The organism is Bacillus sp. OV166 (assembly GCF_900177675.1).
Classification (GTDB): Bacteria; Bacillota; Bacilli; order Bacillales; family Cytobacillaceae; genus Neobacillus.
The window spans coordinates 5,131,478-5,148,923 of the sequence record NZ_FXWM01000001.1 but is presented as its reverse complement, the minus strand read 5'-3'; the positions used below and the strand labels follow the sequence as shown (position 1 = coordinate 5,148,923).

At 41.8% G+C, this 17,446-nt stretch carries 17 protein-coding genes and 1 pseudogene; 14 read left to right on the top strand and 4 right to left on the bottom strand.

The annotated features are described in order from the left end of the window. Positions 1–6 precede the first annotated feature (6 nt). On the top strand, positions 7–864 hold the full coding sequence (gene pheA, locus CCK98_RS25360) for a prephenate dehydratase (protein ID WP_088089135.1): 858 nt from the start codon (positions 7–9) through the stop codon (positions 862–864). 569 nt (positions 865–1,433) lie between these two features. Next, positions 1,434–2,135 carry a reverse transcriptase domain-containing protein gene (locus CCK98_RS25355; protein ID WP_088089134.1) on the top strand — a complete coding sequence of 234 codons (702 nt, stop codon included), beginning with the start codon at positions 1,434–1,436 and terminating at the stop codon, positions 2,133–2,135. Positions 2,136–2,375: 240 nt separating this feature from the next. Here the strand turns inward: CCK98_RS25355 and CCK98_RS25350 are convergent, their stop codons facing one another. Both CCK98_RS25350 and CCK98_RS25345 read right to left on the bottom strand, forming a co-directional pair. Further along, on the bottom strand, positions 2,376–2,912 hold the full coding sequence (locus tag CCK98_RS25350; RefSeq protein WP_088089133.1) for a transcription repressor NadR: 537 nt from the start codon (positions 2,910–2,912) through the stop codon (positions 2,376–2,378). 54 nt (positions 2,913–2,966) lie between these two features. Then, positions 2,967–4,118, bottom strand: a complete 1,152-nt coding sequence (locus tag CCK98_RS25345; protein ID WP_256942459.1) for an IscS subfamily cysteine desulfurase — start codon at positions 4,116–4,118, stop codon at positions 2,967–2,969. A 205-nt stretch (positions 4,119–4,323) separates the two neighbouring features. Here CCK98_RS25345 and nadB point away from each other — a divergent pair, with 205 nt between their 5' ends. The 4 genes and pseudogenes from nadB to safA all read left to right on the top strand — a co-directional run. Continuing rightward, a complete protein-coding gene (gene nadB / locus CCK98_RS25340) occupies positions 4,324–5,907 on the top strand; it encodes an L-aspartate oxidase (protein ID WP_088089131.1) in 1,584 nt (527 codons plus the stop codon). Further along, on the top strand, positions 5,876–6,724 hold the full coding sequence (nadC, locus tag CCK98_RS25335; protein WP_088089130.1) for a carboxylating nicotinate-nucleotide diphosphorylase: 849 nt from the start codon (positions 5,876–5,878) through the stop codon (positions 6,722–6,724). Before nadB ends, nadC begins: the two co-directional genes overlap by 32 nt. 1 nt (position 6,725) lies before the next feature. After that, positions 6,726–7,823 (top strand): quinolinate synthase NadA, encoded by a 1,098-nt coding sequence (nadA, locus tag CCK98_RS25330; RefSeq protein ID WP_088089129.1) that lies wholly within the window; start codon positions 6,726–6,728, stop codon positions 7,821–7,823. 164 nt (positions 7,824–7,987) lie between these two features. Then, positions 7,988–8,122: pseudogene (safA, locus tag CCK98_RS37120) on the top strand (SafA/ExsA family spore coat assembly protein); the annotation flags it as partial. Positions 8,123–8,451: 329 nt separating this feature from the next. On the opposite strand, the gene CCK98_RS37115 reads toward safA, so the two are convergent. Further along, a complete protein-coding gene (locus CCK98_RS37115) occupies positions 8,452–8,553 on the bottom strand; it encodes a hypothetical protein (protein ID WP_369446392.1) in 102 nt (33 codons plus the stop codon). Positions 8,554–10,013: 1,460 nt separating this feature from the next. Between CCK98_RS37115 and CCK98_RS25320 the strand changes: the two genes are divergently transcribed. The 8 genes from CCK98_RS25320 to yajC all read left to right on the top strand — a co-directional run bounded on the left by CCK98_RS25320 (position 10,014) and on the right by yajC (position 16,942). Next, on the top strand, positions 10,014–11,003 hold the full coding sequence (locus CCK98_RS25320) for a phosphotransferase (RefSeq protein WP_088089127.1): 990 nt from the start codon (positions 10,014–10,016) through the stop codon (positions 11,001–11,003). 105 nt (positions 11,004–11,108) lie between these two features. Then, a complete protein-coding gene (locus CCK98_RS25315; protein WP_179195924.1) occupies positions 11,109–11,795 on the top strand; it encodes a YhcN/YlaJ family sporulation lipoprotein in 687 nt (228 codons plus the stop codon). Between the two features lie 131 nt (positions 11,796–11,926). Next, a complete protein-coding gene (locus CCK98_RS25310) occupies positions 11,927–12,472 on the top strand; it encodes an intercompartmental signaling factor BofC (RefSeq protein WP_088089125.1) in 546 nt (181 codons plus the stop codon). Positions 12,473–12,769: 297 nt separating this feature from the next. Further along, positions 12,770–13,381 carry a Holliday junction branch migration protein RuvA gene (ruvA, locus tag CCK98_RS25305; RefSeq protein WP_088089124.1) on the top strand — a complete coding sequence of 204 codons (612 nt, stop codon included), beginning with the start codon at positions 12,770–12,772 and terminating at the stop codon, positions 13,379–13,381. A gap of 10 nt (positions 13,382–13,391) precedes the next feature. Then, positions 13,392–14,396 (top strand): Holliday junction branch migration DNA helicase RuvB, encoded by a 1,005-nt coding sequence (gene ruvB, locus CCK98_RS25300; RefSeq protein WP_088089123.1) that lies wholly within the window; start codon positions 13,392–13,394, stop codon positions 14,394–14,396. Between the two features lie 29 nt (positions 14,397–14,425). Further along, positions 14,426–15,454, top strand: a complete 1,029-nt coding sequence (gene queA / locus CCK98_RS25295; protein WP_088089122.1) for a tRNA preQ1(34) S-adenosylmethionine ribosyltransferase-isomerase QueA — start codon at positions 14,426–14,428, stop codon at positions 15,452–15,454. Positions 15,455–15,479: 25 nt separating this feature from the next. Continuing rightward, a complete protein-coding gene (gene tgt / locus CCK98_RS25290) occupies positions 15,480–16,619 on the top strand; it encodes a tRNA guanosine(34) transglycosylase Tgt (protein ID WP_088089121.1) in 1,140 nt (379 codons plus the stop codon). Positions 16,620–16,648: 29 nt separating this feature from the next. After that, positions 16,649–16,942 (top strand): preprotein translocase subunit YajC, encoded by a 294-nt coding sequence (gene yajC / locus CCK98_RS25285; protein WP_088089120.1) that lies wholly within the window; start codon positions 16,649–16,651, stop codon positions 16,940–16,942. 76 nt (positions 16,943–17,018) lie between these two features. On the opposite strand, the gene CCK98_RS25280 is transcribed toward yajC, so the two are convergent. Continuing rightward, positions 17,019–17,381 (bottom strand): TIGR04086 family membrane protein, encoded by a 363-nt coding sequence (locus tag CCK98_RS25280; RefSeq protein ID WP_088089119.1) that lies wholly within the window; start codon positions 17,379–17,381, stop codon positions 17,019–17,021. Between the last annotated feature and the right edge of the window lie 65 nt (positions 17,382–17,446).

The window sequence follows — 17,446 nt, the reverse complement described above, 5'->3', positions numbered from 1 at the left end:
GAAATAGTGAAGGTTGGATATTTAGGACCAAAGGCTACATTCACAGAGTTAGCAGTGAAAAAGGTTTTTCAAGGATTTGAACTTGTGCCCTATCAGACGATTCCTGCAAGTGTCGATGCCATCGTAGATAAAGAAGTGGATCTTGCTGTCGTTCCAATTGAGAACGCTTTGGAAGGCTCTGTAAATATTACACTTGATTATTTAACACATGTTGTTCAGATCCCGATTATTGGTGAAATTACGTTACCCATTAAGCAGCATTTGATGGTTCATCCTGATAATATGGACAATTGGCGTGATGTGAGTAAGGTATACAGCCACTCCCATGCGATTGCCCAGTGCCATAAATTTTTACATAATCAATTAAAAGGAGTGCCGTTTGAGAGTGTGTCTTCCACTGCAGCAGCGGCGCAAATGGTAATGGAACAGCCTGACTTAAAAGCGGCCGCGATTGCGAATGAATTAGCGGCGAAAGAATATGGGTTGGCGATAGTCCAAAGAAACATCCATGATTTTGACCATAATCACACGCGGTTTGTGGTCCTAACAAAAGAGAATTTTGATTTCCAGGCCATGAGTGGTTCATCCCATTACAAAACGACACTGATGGTTACATTGCCTGAGGACGACCAAGCGGGAGCCCTTCATCAAGTGTTATCAGCGTTCGCCTGGAGAAAGTTAAACTTATCAAAAATTGAATCTCGGCCGATGAAAACTGGAATTGGCAATTATTTTTTCATTATTGATATCGAAATGGAATTTGATGAGGTATTGATACCTGGAGCAATGGCTGAGTTAGAGGCATTAGGCTGTAGTGTTAAATTATTAGGAAGCTATCCATCCGTTATGGTGAAATTGGATTAATAACTAAAGGACCCGAGAATTTCGGGTCCTTTTATTGTGCGTGCCCAGCAAGCCGTTAATTGCTAATTGGTGAAAGTCCAATCTGAGTAAGTACCAAGGCGCTCAGTAGCTGACAGGCAACTGGTGAAGAAATTCTAAGGTTGAAGCCCTGTGACAAAGTAACTCTCTAGCAGAGTGCGAGCAAACTAACAGGTTGTAACATAAAGTGAATCCTGCCGTCTCGTCAAAGGAACCCACTCTTGGTGGCTAAAGAGAAGTCGAGCCTTGATAATATGGGCGAAGACCATGGAAGGTGTGAAGAACTTGGAACAGCAGCACCGAAGAATCTCTCGGGGTAAGGGGAACGACATGTTAGGAAAGTAAATAACGGAACTGGGGATACCCTCCTCGTCACTTTCTTACAAAAGTAAAGCAGAAACCTATAAGTGTACACGAAATGGTGGAGGATGAGAGGGAGTCGGAGGGGGTCATAGTACCAATGATGGCAATGACAACATAACATTGTCTAGGGAAGGACGGCAAAAGCCAGTACCCTACTTCGTTCATATGTTGGAAGGAGGTAAGAGTGAGTGAATGCCAAGAAAATGGCTAACTACACCAATAATGCAAAAGCTCAAGAACTCTGGAAGACGTTATATCTTTGTGCCAAGGAAAACACTGGTCGCAAATTTCATGCATTATATGACAAAATCTATCGTCCTGACATTCTATGGGAAGCGTGGCAACGTGTGAAACGAAAGAAAGGCAGTGGAGGCGTAGATGGACAGTCGATTGTAAATATCGTCGAGGAATATGGAGAGAAGAAATTCTTGAACGAACTCTACCTAGAGTTGAAAGAGAATAGATATCATCCCAATCCAGTCCTAAGAACCTACATACCAAAGGATGACGGAAAGAAGCGTCCATTAGGTATTCCCACCATTAAAGATCGAGTTGCGCAAATGGCAACCAAGATGGTTATTGAACCTATTTTTGAAGCAGACTTTCATGAATGCTCATTTGGTTATCGTCCTAAACGTAATGCCCATCAAGCCATGGCAAAGATACGAAAAGCGAGTAAGAAATGTTTTTGGGTAGTCGACGTCGATATCCAAGGATATTTTGATAACATCAACCAAGAGAAATTGATAAAGTTGGTCGAGCAACGTATTAGTGACCGAAGAGTCATAAAGCTAATTCGTAAGTGGCTGAAGGCAGGCATTATGGAGGAAGGTAAAATAAGAAATCCGATTAATGGAACACCGCAAGGTGGTGTTATCTCCCCACTATAACAAGAAAAGAAATAGGCATAAGAAACATGGGAATTTAACAGACGTAAGGAATGAGATTGGTCATATATTGGTGAAATTGGCTAGTTAGTCTCTGTAACGCCAAAGAAAGAAGAACGTCGGAAAGCCGTATGAGGGAAAACTTCACGTACGGTTTGATGAGGAGGAACTGAAAGTAAAAGAGATAGCCGAAAGGCTATCCCTCTGAAATCAGTTTCTTACTCTACTCTGTCTATCAAGGCTCTATTCAATCATAAAACCTTCTGCCTTAAGGGCTGCTTCGGCTTTATCTAAGACTTGGGTGCTTGAGGCTGAAATGGTATGAAGGTGGATTCCTTCCGTTAACTCAGATAATAAGGAGGCTTTGGTTTTTTGCATGTTTTCCAAGAATTGTTTAACTTCTTGGCGATTTGAAACCATAATCGATGCGGTCAAATCTCCGTAAACCGTGTGTTCAATTTTTACATCCTTCACTAACACACCATGGTCAACTAGCAGATTTAGCTCCCTTTCTGTGTCTTCCGGTAAATGTCTGCATGCGATTGTTCTTTCAAAGGAATAAGTGCTGGAGTTTTGCTTTAAATAAATATACCCTTGGCTGGTTGCAATAATGGGTTCATTTTTAGCCTTAAGAAGAGTGATATCCCCAACGATCACCTGTCTGCTTACATTGGTTCGATTGGCAAGTTCACTTCCTGTCAGCGGGACAGGGCTATCTTTTAACTGTTGTAGAATTAAAGACCTCCTTTCCTCTCCCAATATTTTTTTTTGCTCGACCATATAATTCCTCCTATTTCTATTGCTGTTTACCTATTTTAGCACAGTTTAAATTTTTTATATAACGGAAACGGCCTTGAATGCATTCACGATTTTAACCATACTTTCCCCAAGTTGAATAACATCCTCCAAGCTAGTGGAATGGCCAAAAGAGATGCGGATAAACTCTTTAGCTTCTTCAGTCGTTAATCCTAGTGCCTGCGTGACTTTGGCCGGGGACTGCATGCCAATCTGACAGGCGCTGCCGGTTGAAATCGCAAACCCTAATCGATTGCATTCCAGCATCATCCATTGGCCCTCAATTCCGGAAATCCGAAGCCCGATAATACTAGCGAGCTGCGAACCTTGGTCACCTTGATAAATCTTCACTTGTTCCTTAATGGGCTCAAGCGAATCCATAAAAGCTTTCCGCAACAATCGATATTTATTATGATCCGCTTGCAAGTTTCCGGTTATTTTCTGTGCGGCGACTGTCATCGCGGCAATTGCAGGGACATTGACCGTGCCTGGGCGGAATCCTTTTTCATGAGAGGTCCCTGGAAAAAACGACTGCCATTTAATACGGGGATGAACATAGACGCCCCCAATCCCTTTGGGTCCATATATTTTATGCCCGGAAAAAGAAAAACTGCTGACATGCGGAGCAATTGATTTTAGATCCATTTTTCCAAAAGATTGAACAAAATCGCTGTGCAGATGAATATGGTGGGCCTGGCAAATTTTAGCGATTTCAGCGATTGGCTGGATCGTCCCAATCTCAGAATTAACATGCTGCAGGGTGATTAGTATGGTTTCTGGTGTAATCGACTTTTCAAGTTGTTCAAGATTGATCAAACCATTTGAATGTAACGGAAGCAATGTGATGTCATAGCCAGTTTCCTTTAGTCTGTTAAGGGCACCATGAACGGATGAATGTTCCGCCACACCTGCGATAATATGGTTTCCTTTCTTTTTTTGGGAGGATAACAAGGCTTCTATTGCTAAAAAATTCCCCTCAGATCCACCACTAGTGAAGAATATCCCATTTTTATCAACCCCAACTAGACTAGCCAGTTCTTCGCGGCAATTTTCAAGTAAGGCAGCTGATTGCCCTCCGATATCATGGAGGCTGCTGGAATTGCCAAAGTATTCAGTGGCAACTTTCAAATACACTTCGGCTGCTTCAGGGTCTAATGGAGTTGTTGCTGCAAAATCAAAATATTTCATCATACATCTCCAATACTCGAATTTTTTTTGGTTGTGGTAAAGGTCATTGTTGATTTTAAAGTCCACGTTGATCGAAGCGCCCTACGCTGCAATCAACAGCCAAGTTTAACACCGTGCATTTCTACTTTTCTATAAAAATACTTGTTTTTAGTTTAAATCTATGTAAATATATATGTCAAGACACCTGTTAGGTCAGGAGGATTATTTGATGACAAATAACGATGTATTAATTATTGGAAGTGGAATAGCCGCTTTACAGCTGGCTGTACAATTAAATAATGAATTGAATGTGAGAATTCTCACAAAGGGAAAATTACGAACGGCAAATTCGTATCTGGCCCAAGGTGGGATTGCGGCAGCGTTGGGTGCAAATGACCACCCTTCTAAACATATTGTCGATACGCTGGAAGCGGGAAGATTTCACAACAATCAAGAGGCTGTTCAGCAAGTCATTAATGCCGCACCGGATCTGATCAAGAACATTGCTCGCCAAGGGGATATATTTGATAAAGATCCAACGGGGGAATTGTTTCTTGGGATGGAAGGGGCTCACAGCGAAAAGAGAATTGTGCATGGCGGTGGCGATGCCACTGGCAAAAACGTCATGGAGTTTCTGATCAGTCAGCTCAAGCTTAAGAAAAATATCACGGTCGAAGAGAATGTCTTCGCCTATGAATTACTGCTAAATTCCGAACAGAAACGTTGTGTAGGTGTTAAAGCCAAAATATCAACAGGTGCGATTCAAAGGTTTTACGGCAATCATGTCATTATCGCGACAGGCGGCTGCGGACAACTATATACCTACACTTCCAACGCTAAAACAGTCAGCGGCGATGGAATTGCGATGGCTTATTTAGCCGGTGCTGATCTCGTTGATATGGAATTTATTCAATTTCACCCTACGCTTTTATCTATAAACGGTGAAACAAAGGGGTTAATTTCTGAAGCCGTTAGGGGAGAAGGGGCGACCCTTGTTACCGAGGATGGTACTCCTATTATGGAGGGTGTCCACCCCTTAAAAGATCTTGGCCCGAGGCATGTGGTCTCGCAACGGATCTATGAATTTATAAAAAAAGGCAAACAAATTTATTTGGATATAAGCAAAATTAAAGAATTTAGTAAAAGATTTCCTTCGATTACTTCTATTTGTGAGGACAATGGAATCCGTATCACGGATGGGAAAATCCCTGTCGCACCCGGAAGTCATTTTTTAATGGGAGGAATTAAAACCGATTTAATTGGACGATCTTCGATTGATGGGCTTTATGCGATCGGGGAAGCCTCCTGCACGGGATTGCACGGTGCGAATCGTTTAGCTAGTAATTCCTTATTAGAGGGATTATTTCAAGGGGAACAGTTGTCGATATGGATCAATGAAGCGGGTAAAGAATCACAAGTTTTCGTGCAGGATTATTTTTATTATCCAACGAAGGAAGAAAAAATGAATTTGCCATCCATTGAAAAGATTAAAGCATTAATGATGGAACGGGTTGGAATTGTCCGAAATAAAGCAAATCTGAAAAAGCAGCAAGCGTGGGTATCCCAATATAAGGCCGAAAAAATCCATTTAGATACTTGTTCAGCACAAGACATGACCAAGGTTTTTATGCTGATCATCGCCAATCTAATCACAGAATCTGCATTGAAGCGGACAGAGAGTCGGGGCGGTCACTTCAGAAGTGATTATCCGAAAGAAGAAAATCACAGTTGGTTAAGGAAATCAATTATTCATAACTATAATCAGGGAATGGAGAAGTCCAATGAACACATTGAAACTGCGCTCGCAACTTGAGAAATTTTTTATGGAAGATATCGGGGAACAGGATATTACGACCGATCTAATCTTTGGTGATGATACAAATGGGGAAATTGTTTTTCTTTCAAAAGATGATGGTGTTTTTTGTGGAGAAGAAATTATCAAAACCGGATTTCAGCTGTTAAATAACGAAATTTCAACCCAAGTGTTTGTGAAGGATGGTCAAGCAATCAAATACGGCGATAAGTTAGCACATGTTTCTGGAAAAATAGCTGATTTATTAAAAGGGGAAAGAGTCATCCTTAATCTTATTCAACGGATGAGCGGGATTGCTACCTTAACTCGTCAAACAGTTACCACCCTTGATAGTGGACATACAAAAATTTGTGATACACGGAAAACTACGCCGGGACTCCGAATGCTTGAAAAATACGCTGTTCGCACTGGGGGCGGTTTTAATCACCGTTTTGGATTATACGATGGGGTCATGATTAAAGACAACCACATTTCGTTTGCCGGCTCGATTAACAAGGCGGTAGAAGCGATTCGCAAAAATGCCGGTCATATGGTGAAGGTTGAAGTGGAAACGGAGTCGGAAGCACAAGTGATTGAAGCCGTAAATGCAGGGGCGGATGTCATCATGTTTGATAATCGGACCCCTGACGAAATTAAGGAATTGATAAAATTAGTCCCAGCTAACATCATTACCGAAGCCTCAGGCGGAATCCAATTAGCCAATATTGCTGATTTTCGGGATACAGGTGTAGATTATATCTCACTTGGATACTTAACTCATTCATATAAAGCACTCGACATCAGTGTAAAAGTACTTTGGAATAAGGGAGATGAGTAAAATGAATATTTTGGCTACATTACAAAAAAATATCATGATTCCTGAAAAATACAAGCAAATGACGAGAGAAGAACTCGAAAACCGTGTGATTGAGGTAAAGAAACAGCTCGGTTCACGTCTGTTTATTCCAGGTCATCATTATCAAAAAGACGAAGTGGTTCAGTTTGCTGATGCGACAGGTGATTCCCTGCAACTTGCACAATTATCAGCTGAAAATACAGAAGCTGAATTTATTGTTTTCTGTGGTGTACATTTCATGGCAGAAACAGCAGATATATTAACAAGTGAAAAGCAAAAGGTGATCTTGCCTGATATGCGCGCAGGTTGTTCGATGGCTGATATGGCGGATATCCAGCAAACAGAAAGAGCATGGGAATCGCTTCAGGAAATATTCGGAGACACGATTCTTCCATTAACATATGTCAATTCAACCGCAGCAATTAAATCATTTGTTGGTGCACATGGCGGGGCTACGGTCACTTCCTCCAATGCAGAGACGATGGTTAAGTGGGCATTTGAAATGAAAGAACGGATTTTATTTTTACCAGATCAGCATTTAGGCAGAAATACTGCCGCTGATTTAGGCGTAGGTTTAGACGAAATGGCGATTTGGAATCCAATTAATCATGTCCTGGAATACGAAGGTGATTTTTCAAAAATTAAAGTAATCCTTTGGAAAGGGCATTGCTCGGTTCATGAGAATTTCACTGTCCAAAATGTTAGCGATACACGCAGTCAATATCCTGATATGAAAATTATCGTTCATCCGGAATGCCGCCGTGAGGTAGTGGAGTTAGCGGATATGGCCGGATCAACAAGTTATATTATCAAAGCGATTGAAAGTGCTGAGCCCGGAACAGCTTGGGCGATTGGAACGGAGATGAATCTTGTCAATCGCTTAATAAAAAATCACCCTGATAAAAAGATCATCTCGTTAAATCCGCATATGTGTCCGTGTCTAACCATGAACCGAATTGATCTGCCGCATTTAGTTTGGAGCCTAGATACACTAGAAGAGACAAATAATATTATTAAAGTAAGTCCTGAGATTGCTGAAAATGCAAAATTAGCGCTTGAACGGATGTTAAAAAATTCATAATAAATGTTAAAAAAGATGCAATTTACCTGATTGCATCTTTTTTATATTTTAGGGGGGGATTCATATTCTTTTGAAAAATAGCATAAGTTTTTGTGAAGAAGGATAGCACTTTGCCCATTATCACATAGACTATATGGACTTATGCCATAGGAGGGGAAATCAGAGTGAAGATCCATATCGTACAGAAAGGGGATACTCTTTGGAAGATTGCCAAGAAGTACGGCGTGAATTTTGAAGAGCTGAAAAAGATGAATTCACAGCTCAGCAACCCTGATATGATTATGCCCGGTATGAAATTAAAGGTCCCAACTTCAGGTGGAACGATAAAAAAGGAAGCACCGATGGGAACAAAACCAGGTACAACAATCAACTTAGGAGTTAAGAAAGAAAAGCCGCTTGCTGAGCAACCGTTAGTCAAAGAGAAACCCGTAAAAGAAGCACCGATTAAGGCAGCACCAATCAAGGAAGCTCCAATCAAGGAGGCACCGATAAAAGCAGCACCAATTAAAGAAGCACCAATTATTAAAGAAGTACCAAAAGTACCTTATACTCCAAAAATGCCTCTACAAATAGTCCCAGAAATAGATATCAACAATTATTACATGATGAACATGCAAAATATGACTGTTCAACAGCCGCCTAAACCTGCCAATATACTTCCTGAGATAAAAGAGGTACCAAAAAAAGAAGTGCCAATCAAAGAAGTACCAAAAAAAGAAATGCCAATCAAAGAAGTACCAATCAAAGAAGTACCAATAAAAGAGACTCCAATAAAAGAGAATATTGTTTATGCTCCACCACCAGTCATGGAAGCACCTGTAGAAGTGGCACCGCAACAAGATTATTGTGTACCAGTTACGCCAGTCATGCCTGGCCCAGGATTCTGTCCACCATTTGGAGCTGGTTTCCCGATGGAAATGAACCCATTCATGCCTTACCCGCAAATGCAAGGTGGGGGTATGCCGATGCCAATGCCTTACTCGCAAATGCAAGATGGTGGTATGTCGATGCCAATGCCTTATCAACAAATGCAAGATGGTGGTATGTCGATGCCAATGCAGCCAAGTGGATATCCTGGTAATGCTCCGTCAGTTGCAGGTGCATCGTTTGTAGCGCCGCCGTTCCATGATGAATCATCATCCTTTATGCCGCAGCTGCCTGTTATGAACCCAGCGTATAACCCGAGCGCAGTAATGGGTGCGCAATCACCACAGCAGCCAATGGGTTACCCTTCAATGGCCCCAGCAGGATATGGTCAAATGCCACAAGGTTTTGGCCAACAAATGCCAGCAGGTTTTGGCCAACAAATGCCAGGAGGATATGGTCAAACGCCAGCGGGCTATGACCATCAAATGCCAGGAGGATATGGTCAAATGCCAGCGGGCCATGACCATCAAATGCCAGGAGGATATGGTCAAATGCCAGCGGGCCATGACCATCAAATGCCAGGAGGATATGGTCAAATGCCAGCAGGATATGGCCAACAAATGCCAGGAGGATATGGTCAAATGCCAGCGGGATATGGCCAGCAAACGCCAGGGGGATATGGTCAAATGCCAGCGGGCTTTGGTCAGCAAATGCCAGCAGGATACGGTCAAATGCCAGCAAGGTATGACCAACAAGTGCCAAGAGGATATGGTCAAATGCCAGCGGGCTATGACCAGCAAATGCCAGGAGGATATGGCCAAATGCCAACAGGTTATCCAATGGAAAGCCCTTCAGGATTCGAGACACCACAAAACCCAACTGACTTTGCTCGACCTCCGGTAATGCATGGAGACCCGTTCGGAAATCCAGCAATGGCTAATCCGTATGGAATGGGCGCACCATATGGCCAAATGCCATACGGATACCCGCAGATGGGTGATCCAATGAGTGCACCTGCAGGCTTTGGAACACCAGAAATGGCGGGACCAGGTCCATTCATGCAGCAGCCAAATCCAACGCAGGGGTTACCAGTAGGAACCGGAGCGCTGGGGGATTGCGGCTGTGGAGCTTCACCAGCTGGAATGCCTGGACCAGAAGCCACACCGCAGCCGGCAGCCATGCCACCGAACTTTGTACCGCCTACGCCGCCAATCTATAGCGCACCATATACAGGACCTGTTAATGCTGCACAGCCTCCTTATATGAATCCATATGGTATGGGTCCGGTTGGAACAAGTCCTTACGGTATGCCGGGTTACCAAGATGAGAGCCTTTAATACAGCAAATAATAAAAAGGGAGACGATGATTATTTTGATCGTCTCCTCTCTTATTTTCAATCACAGTTCTATGATAGAATCCTTCAGATGATTCCGATTCGAAAATCCGTTATTTTTTTAAGAACAGATAAAAATGATTATGTCATAAAAGGGTATCATACCAACAGTAGACTTAGACTCCAAGAAGCCTTTACAGCAACATTGAAAAAAGAAGGGTTTAAAAAGACATATTTGTTTTTAACATCCCCAGTGAGAGACCAGCTTTTTTTTGAGGGAACTTACTTCGGATGCATGGAGTACATTCCGCCGAATAAAAACGTATTTTCTTTTCATACTCATAAAAATCGCCAAGAAGGAATGGAGTTATTAGAGCAATTTCACCAAACCACAGCTTCGTTTGAATCACGCTATCGAACCTTACTGCCAAAAGGGCACCTTATTGAAAAATGGACTGAAAGGTTAAATGTTTTCTCCAATAATCTTCCCTATCTTGGGTATTTTATCAATGAACCCTTCATCTCGGAAATGTTGTCTTGGGCAAACTGGTCACTTGAAGGTATGGAAAATAATCGTGTTTTTTTTCAAAAAGAACCAACCGTCATATTGCATGGGGATGTAGCCAATCATAACTTTTTAAGGGATACAGAGGGGCAGTTACATCTCATTGATTTCGATTTAATTAGTATCGGACCCGCATCATTTGATTATTTACAATATGCAAACCGGATTTTGCCTTTTATCGATTGGTCATTTGAAAGACTGTCGAGCCTTAAACAAATTAAGAAATACTTACACGAAGAGGCTTTTATATTTGCCTTAGCCTATCCCGCTGATATTTTTCGGGAATGGAATCGAATGATCCGTGAAAAATCGTACACAGATCATACAAAATATAAACAGGTAATGGACTTAACCATTAGTCAGTTTTATGCAAGAAAAAAGTTTATTGACCACTTAAAGGAGTTATTGGACTGAGCAGCTTTGGAATTTTCCGTCTGAATGAAATCCCCCCGAAAATAACACCCTATTAATGAGCATGTTAAGCTCATGCTCAGGATGTTAATGGAGGGGGTTTTTCGCTTGAACAAGAAGCAGTGGATGATTCCTCTTTCAGCCGCATTGATGTTGGGGCTGGCTGGATGTGCAAATGATAATAATCGTGCGGGTGTTAACAAGAACTCGTTAAGGCCGGTTGGATATTATTCCAATGAAAACCACCCAACTTCAGATAACGATTTATTTAGAGATGATGACGGGGCAATAACGGAAATGATGGACCATTCTCTTGGGGATGAGGATCAAGTTACAAATGAAAACAGAAGAAGGCAGCTTCAATTAAGAGACGAAAATGGAAATCCAAAGAATCCATCATCACCTTTAGCTTCCAAAGACCGTAATTTTTTCCAACGCGATAATCGTTTTAGTACAAGCGATATGAACTATCACGGTCATCTGAATGTAAAAAATGGAAATGCCGGGGTTGTTACGGACCCTGACTTCCAGGATAATTTTACTAATAAAGTCAGAAACAAAGTAGAAGCGATTCCAAATGTACAGACCGTAAGATCCGTCGCTTATGGAAATACTGTCATTGTTTCAGTGGTGTTAAATGATCAAGATAAAGCCTCTGCTACAAAAAGTGCAATTAAAAGAGCTGTGAGGCCCTATGCAAACGGAAGAACGGTAAAGGTCATAACCGATGAAGGAACCCTTGGCCGCGACCGCAATTTCAACAAAGATAGTCAGCGCGAAAAGGGCGGAAGGTAATTCCTTCCGCGGTAGAGGGCAAAGCTTACGAGCTTTGCCCTTTTAATATTGAATGAAGGATAAAAAGGCAAAATAAGGCTAAACTAGTACTGGATAGATTGTTCAATTTTTAACAATAAGAGGTGAGTAGCATGAGGTTTAAGTGGATGGCATGGTATCGGTATAGTCTCGCCGGATTCGCTGTTCTTCTCTTCATGTTTATTTTTAATGCCAAAGGAATGACCATTATCGCCGCTGCTTCACAAAATGATACCCAGAAAAAGACTGAACCTTTACACATGACCGTTATTTTGGAAAAGGTCTATTTAGATGGAGAAATAAGTCAAGAAGTAGTCCACGAGACTTGCTGGTCTGCCGAGAATTTCTGGGCAAAATATGACCAATGGCAGCTGACTGATATCGATGAATCGACAATGGTATTTCGGAAACAGGTCAATGACATATCACCATTGCTTAAAGCAAATGGATTTTTTGGGATAACAGAAGATAATGTATTGAGCATTTTTAATGGAAGACCGGACCAATTGAGAATTATTCAATCATTTTTTCAAATAGATATTAAGAAGTTGGAAAGTACGAAGCAAGAAGAACTTCTTCAAGGCATACCAATCAAAACAAAAGATCGATATGTTGAAGTTTTAGAGACATTTAAGCCTTATTCTTTAAAAAAAGAATAGTAATATCACCGAATCAGACTGATGCCGCCACTTCAGCCTGGTTTTTTTTTGAATTCTCCTTGTTCGAGTCGTAATTTTGTGAATCTTAATGATTTATTAGCGGAAAATAGAGTTTAATGGGCGAATTCCGCAGTCCAATGGGCGAATTTTGAGGTATTATGAGCGAATTTCGTCGTTCAATGAGCGAATCCCGAATTCCGAATAGTTTGATGTTTCGTCTACCAGCCTATTTTCTACAACTAACCTAAAATTGTATGATAGAATGAAATACAGTGAAAAACTAGGGGAGAGAATGTAGTGTACGAATTTATAAAAGGGACCGTCGATTTTGTCGGACCAGAATATATAGTTGTCGAGAACAGCGGCATTGGCTATCAAATATCTACACCCAATCCGTTTATTTATGCTAGTAAAATGGAAACAATGGTAACCGTCTATACCTACCACTACGTTCGTGAGGATGTAATGGCCCTGTACGGTTTCGAAACAAGAGAAGAGAAAAAGCTTTTTACAAAATTACTAAATGTATCAGGAATCGGTCCAAAAGGGGCGTTGGCCATCCTTGCTTCCGGTGAAGTACAACAGGTGGTTACCGCCGTTGAAAACGAAGATGAAAGCTTCCTAGTCAAATTCCCGGGGGTTGGCAAAAAAACAGCCCGGCAAATGATATTGGACCTAAAAGGAAAATTGCAGGATATCGTTCCCGACTATTTCCCCAATTTATTTAATACCGACCAACTTCACTTACATACACAAGCAAACAACTCGAACTTGGAAGAAGCAATTCTTGCTCTGAAAGCATTGGGGTATTCCGAAAAAGAAATCAAAAAGATTTCACCTGAGTTAAGAAAGGAACAAATGTCAACGGACCAATACATTAAGAAAGCCCTTCAGCGGCTTTTAAAATAGGTGATGATTCATGGATGACCGAATTATTTCGAGTGAAGTCAATGAGAGTGAAATCAGCATAGAACAAAGCCTTAGGCCGCAAACCTTAAGACAATACATCGGACAGGATCAAGTAAAGGAAAATCTTGATATTTATATTAAGGCAGCAAAAATGCGTAAGGAAACGTTAGACCATGTGCTCCTTTATGGTCCGCCCGGATTAGGGAAAACAACACTCGCTGTCATTATCGCCAATGAAATGGGCGTGAACATCCGCACCACTTCAGGACCTGCGATTGAAAGGCCTGGTGATTTAGCTGCGATTCTTACCGCACTCGAACCTGGGGACGTTTTATTTATTGATGAAATTCATCGCCTGCAAAGGACGATTGAAGAGGTACTTTACCCAGCGATGGAAGATTTTTGTCTTGATATTGTCATTGGTAAAGGCCCAAGTGCGAGATCAGTCCGCCTCGACCTCCCACCCTTTACGCTTGTTGGAGCGACAACGAGGGCAGGCTCTCTATCAGCTCCTTTAAGAGACCGGTTTGGAGTTTTAAGCCGACTCGAGTATTATAAGGAAGATCAATTAAAAAATATTGTTCTGCGAACAGCGGAAGTGTTCGGTACCGAAATCGATGACCTCTCAGCATCAGAAATAGCCAGGAGATCAAGAGGGACGCCGAGAATTGCGAATCGTCTTCTTCGCCGGGTTAGAGATTTTGCCCAAGTAAGAGGGAATGGGACGATTGAGCTGGCCCTAGCACGAGAAGCACTCGAACTCCTCCAAGTAGATCGACTTGGTTTAGACCATATCGACCATAAACTGCTGAAGGGAATTATCGAGAGATTCCGCGGCGGCCCTGTCGGCCTTGATACGATTGCCGCATCGATTGGGGAAGAAGCCGAAACGATTGAAGATGTGTATGAACCTTATTTATTACAAATTGGCTTTTTGCAAAGAACTCCACGGGGCAGGGTGGTAACCCCATTGGTCTATCACCATTTTGGGATGGATTCGCCTGCCACTGATTGATTATTAAATAAAGATTAGGGTGTCATAATATGAAGGTAGATTTGTTTGATTTTCATTTGCCTGAGGAATTAATTGCACAGGTTCCGCTTCATAATCGGACGGATAGCAGATTAATGGTCCTAGATAAGGAATCAGGCGAAATAAAGCATGAAGTTTTTAAAAATGTTATCGACTATTTGCGTGAAGGAGATTGCCTTGTTTTAAATGATACCAAGGTACTTCCTGCACGTCTTTTTGGCGTCAAAAAAGATACAGGTGCAAAAATCGAAGTCTTACTCTTGAAGCAGCTGGAAGGCGATCAATGGGAGACACTTATCAAACCTGCAAAAAGAGTAAAAGAAGGAACGGAAATAGATTTCGGTGATGGCCTTCTTACGGCCGTTTGCACAGGGACCTCGGACCATGGCGGGAGAATATTAGATTTTAAATATGAGGGTATTTTTTATGAGGTCCTTGACCAATTAGGTGAAATGCCGCTTCCTCCCTACATAAAAGAGCAGCTCGAGGACCGGGATAGGTATCAGACCGTGTTTGCCCGTGAACCTGGTTCAGCCGCGGCACCAACCGCAGGGCTTCATTTTACAGACAGCTTATTAGAAGAGATTAAAGAAAAAGGTGTTCATATCGCCTTTATTACCCTTCATGTAGGGCTCGGAACCTTCCGTCCTGTAAGTGTAGATGATGTATTGGAACACGATATGCACTCCGAATTTTATATCGTCACAGAGGGGACAGCACGTCTGCTTAACGAGGTACGCAGCAATGGGGGCAGAATTATTACCGTTGGAACTACCTCAACACGAACCCTTGAAACAATTGCCTCCGCTAATGATGGACGTTTTATCGAGGGCAGCGGCTGGACCAATATTTTTATTTACCCAGGGTACGAATTTAAAGCAATCGATGGCATGATTACGAACTTTCATTTGCCAAAATCAACCCTGATTATGCTCGTCAGTGCGTTAGCAGGCAGAGAACATGTTTTACATGCTTATCAAACTGCCGTTATAGAGCGGTATCGTTTTTTTAGCTTTGGCGATGCAATGTTCATCATCTAAGAGGTACAAGGAAGGAGAAAAAAATTTGACTGCGATTCGTTATGAATTAATCAAGACATGTAAACAAACAGGGGCCAGGCTTGGCAGAGTCCATACCCCGCACGGTTCGTTTGATACCCCTGCATTTATGCCGGTAGGAACGCTGGCAACTGTGAAAACAATGTCTCCTGAAGATTTAAAAGAAATGGGAGCGGGGATCATTTTAAGTAATACCTATCACCTGTGGCTAAGGCCGGGACATGAAATCATCAGAGAAGCAGGCGGACTACATAAATTTATGAACTGGGACCGAGCCATCCTTACAGATTCGGGCGGATTCCAGGTTTTTAGTTTAAGTGAATTCCGTAAAATCGAAGAAGAGGGAGTCCATTTCCGTAACCATATGAGTGGTGAAAAATTATTTTTATCACCAGAAAAGGCGATGGAAATTCAAAATGCCCTTGGTTCTGATATTATGATGGCCTTTGATGAATGCCCACCATACCCGGCAACATATGAGTATATGCAGAAGTCTGTCGAAAGAACATCACGATGGGCGGAGCGCTGTTTAAATGCACATGGCCGCCCCAATGACCAAGGCTTATTTGGGATCGTCCAAGGGGGAGAATATGAGGAGCTTCGCAAGCAGAGTGCGAAAGATCTTGTTTCGTTAGACTTCCCTGGCTATGCGGTTGGTGGTTTGTCAGTGGGTGAGCCAAAGGACATTATGAATCGCATGCTTGAACACACGACACCACTTTTACCTACAAATAAACCAAGGTATTTAATGGGTGTAGGATCACCTGATTCATTAATTGATGGCTCAATCCGCGGAATTGATATGTTCGACTGCGTGCTGCCTACACGAATTGCCAGAAATGGTACATTGATGACAAGCACTGGCCGCCTTGTTGTAAAAAATGCACAATTTACAAGAGATTTTGGCCCGCTGGATGAAAATTGCGATTGCTATACCTGCCGAAATTATAGCCGTGCATACATTCGTCACTTAATTAAATGTGACGAAACATTTGGAATTCGTTTAACGTCTTACCATAATCTCTATTTTCTGTTAAGATTAATGGAGAAAGTCAGACAAGCCATCATGGAAGACCGGCTTGGTGATTTTAGAGAAGAATTTTTTGAGCAGTATGGTTTTAACAAACCGAATGCGAAAAATTTCTAATAGATGATTTTTGAAAGGAGGGAAACAAGATGTCAGGAGGAATTGGTACCATAGTTCCATTAATATTAATGTTTGTGTTATTTTATTTCCTATTAATTCGCCCGCAGCAAAAGCGCCAGAAAGCGGTACAGAGAATGCAAAGTGATTTAAAAAAGGGTGATAAAGTAGTCACGATTGGTGGATTACATGGTTTTATAGATTCAATTGATGAGAATAAAGCCGTAATTAAATGTGGTGACGGAAGCCGTCTTACATTTGACCGTAATGCCATTCGCGAAGTCACTGCGGATGCAAGTGAAGGAAGCGTCAATCTAACGAAATAGGAACAAACGAAAAGGAAGCCGTCCTGTATGGCTTCCTTTTTTAATTGTCTAGCTCCAGCGCTTCCGCTTTTCGATGCTAAGCGGATCTCCGTGAATTGTTGGTAGAAATGTTTACCCCTAAAATTCCACCCATCATCGCAATTAAGGTATAGCAAGTATGATAAATTACTTGTTCGGCGTTAAATAGGCGATCATATCCTAAGTATTGGAATAAAAAAACAACGATCGAGTAGATAAGCCCAGTTAGTCCGCCAATAAGCCAACCCTTTTCTTTTCTTTTCCCGCCAGATAGAAAACCGCCTCCGAATAGCCCGATGAATGATAATGCCGTGATGACATATTGTAGTGATACTTCACGTGCAGACGTAAACTTGAGAATAAAAGCAAAAATAATGCTGCATATCACGGCAAAAACAAGAATAAAAATTAATCCGTACAAAATGGAAACACGAAAGCTTTTCGGTTCTATTTTAACTCTCCCCCTTCAGTTGCCTTCAGGCTGGC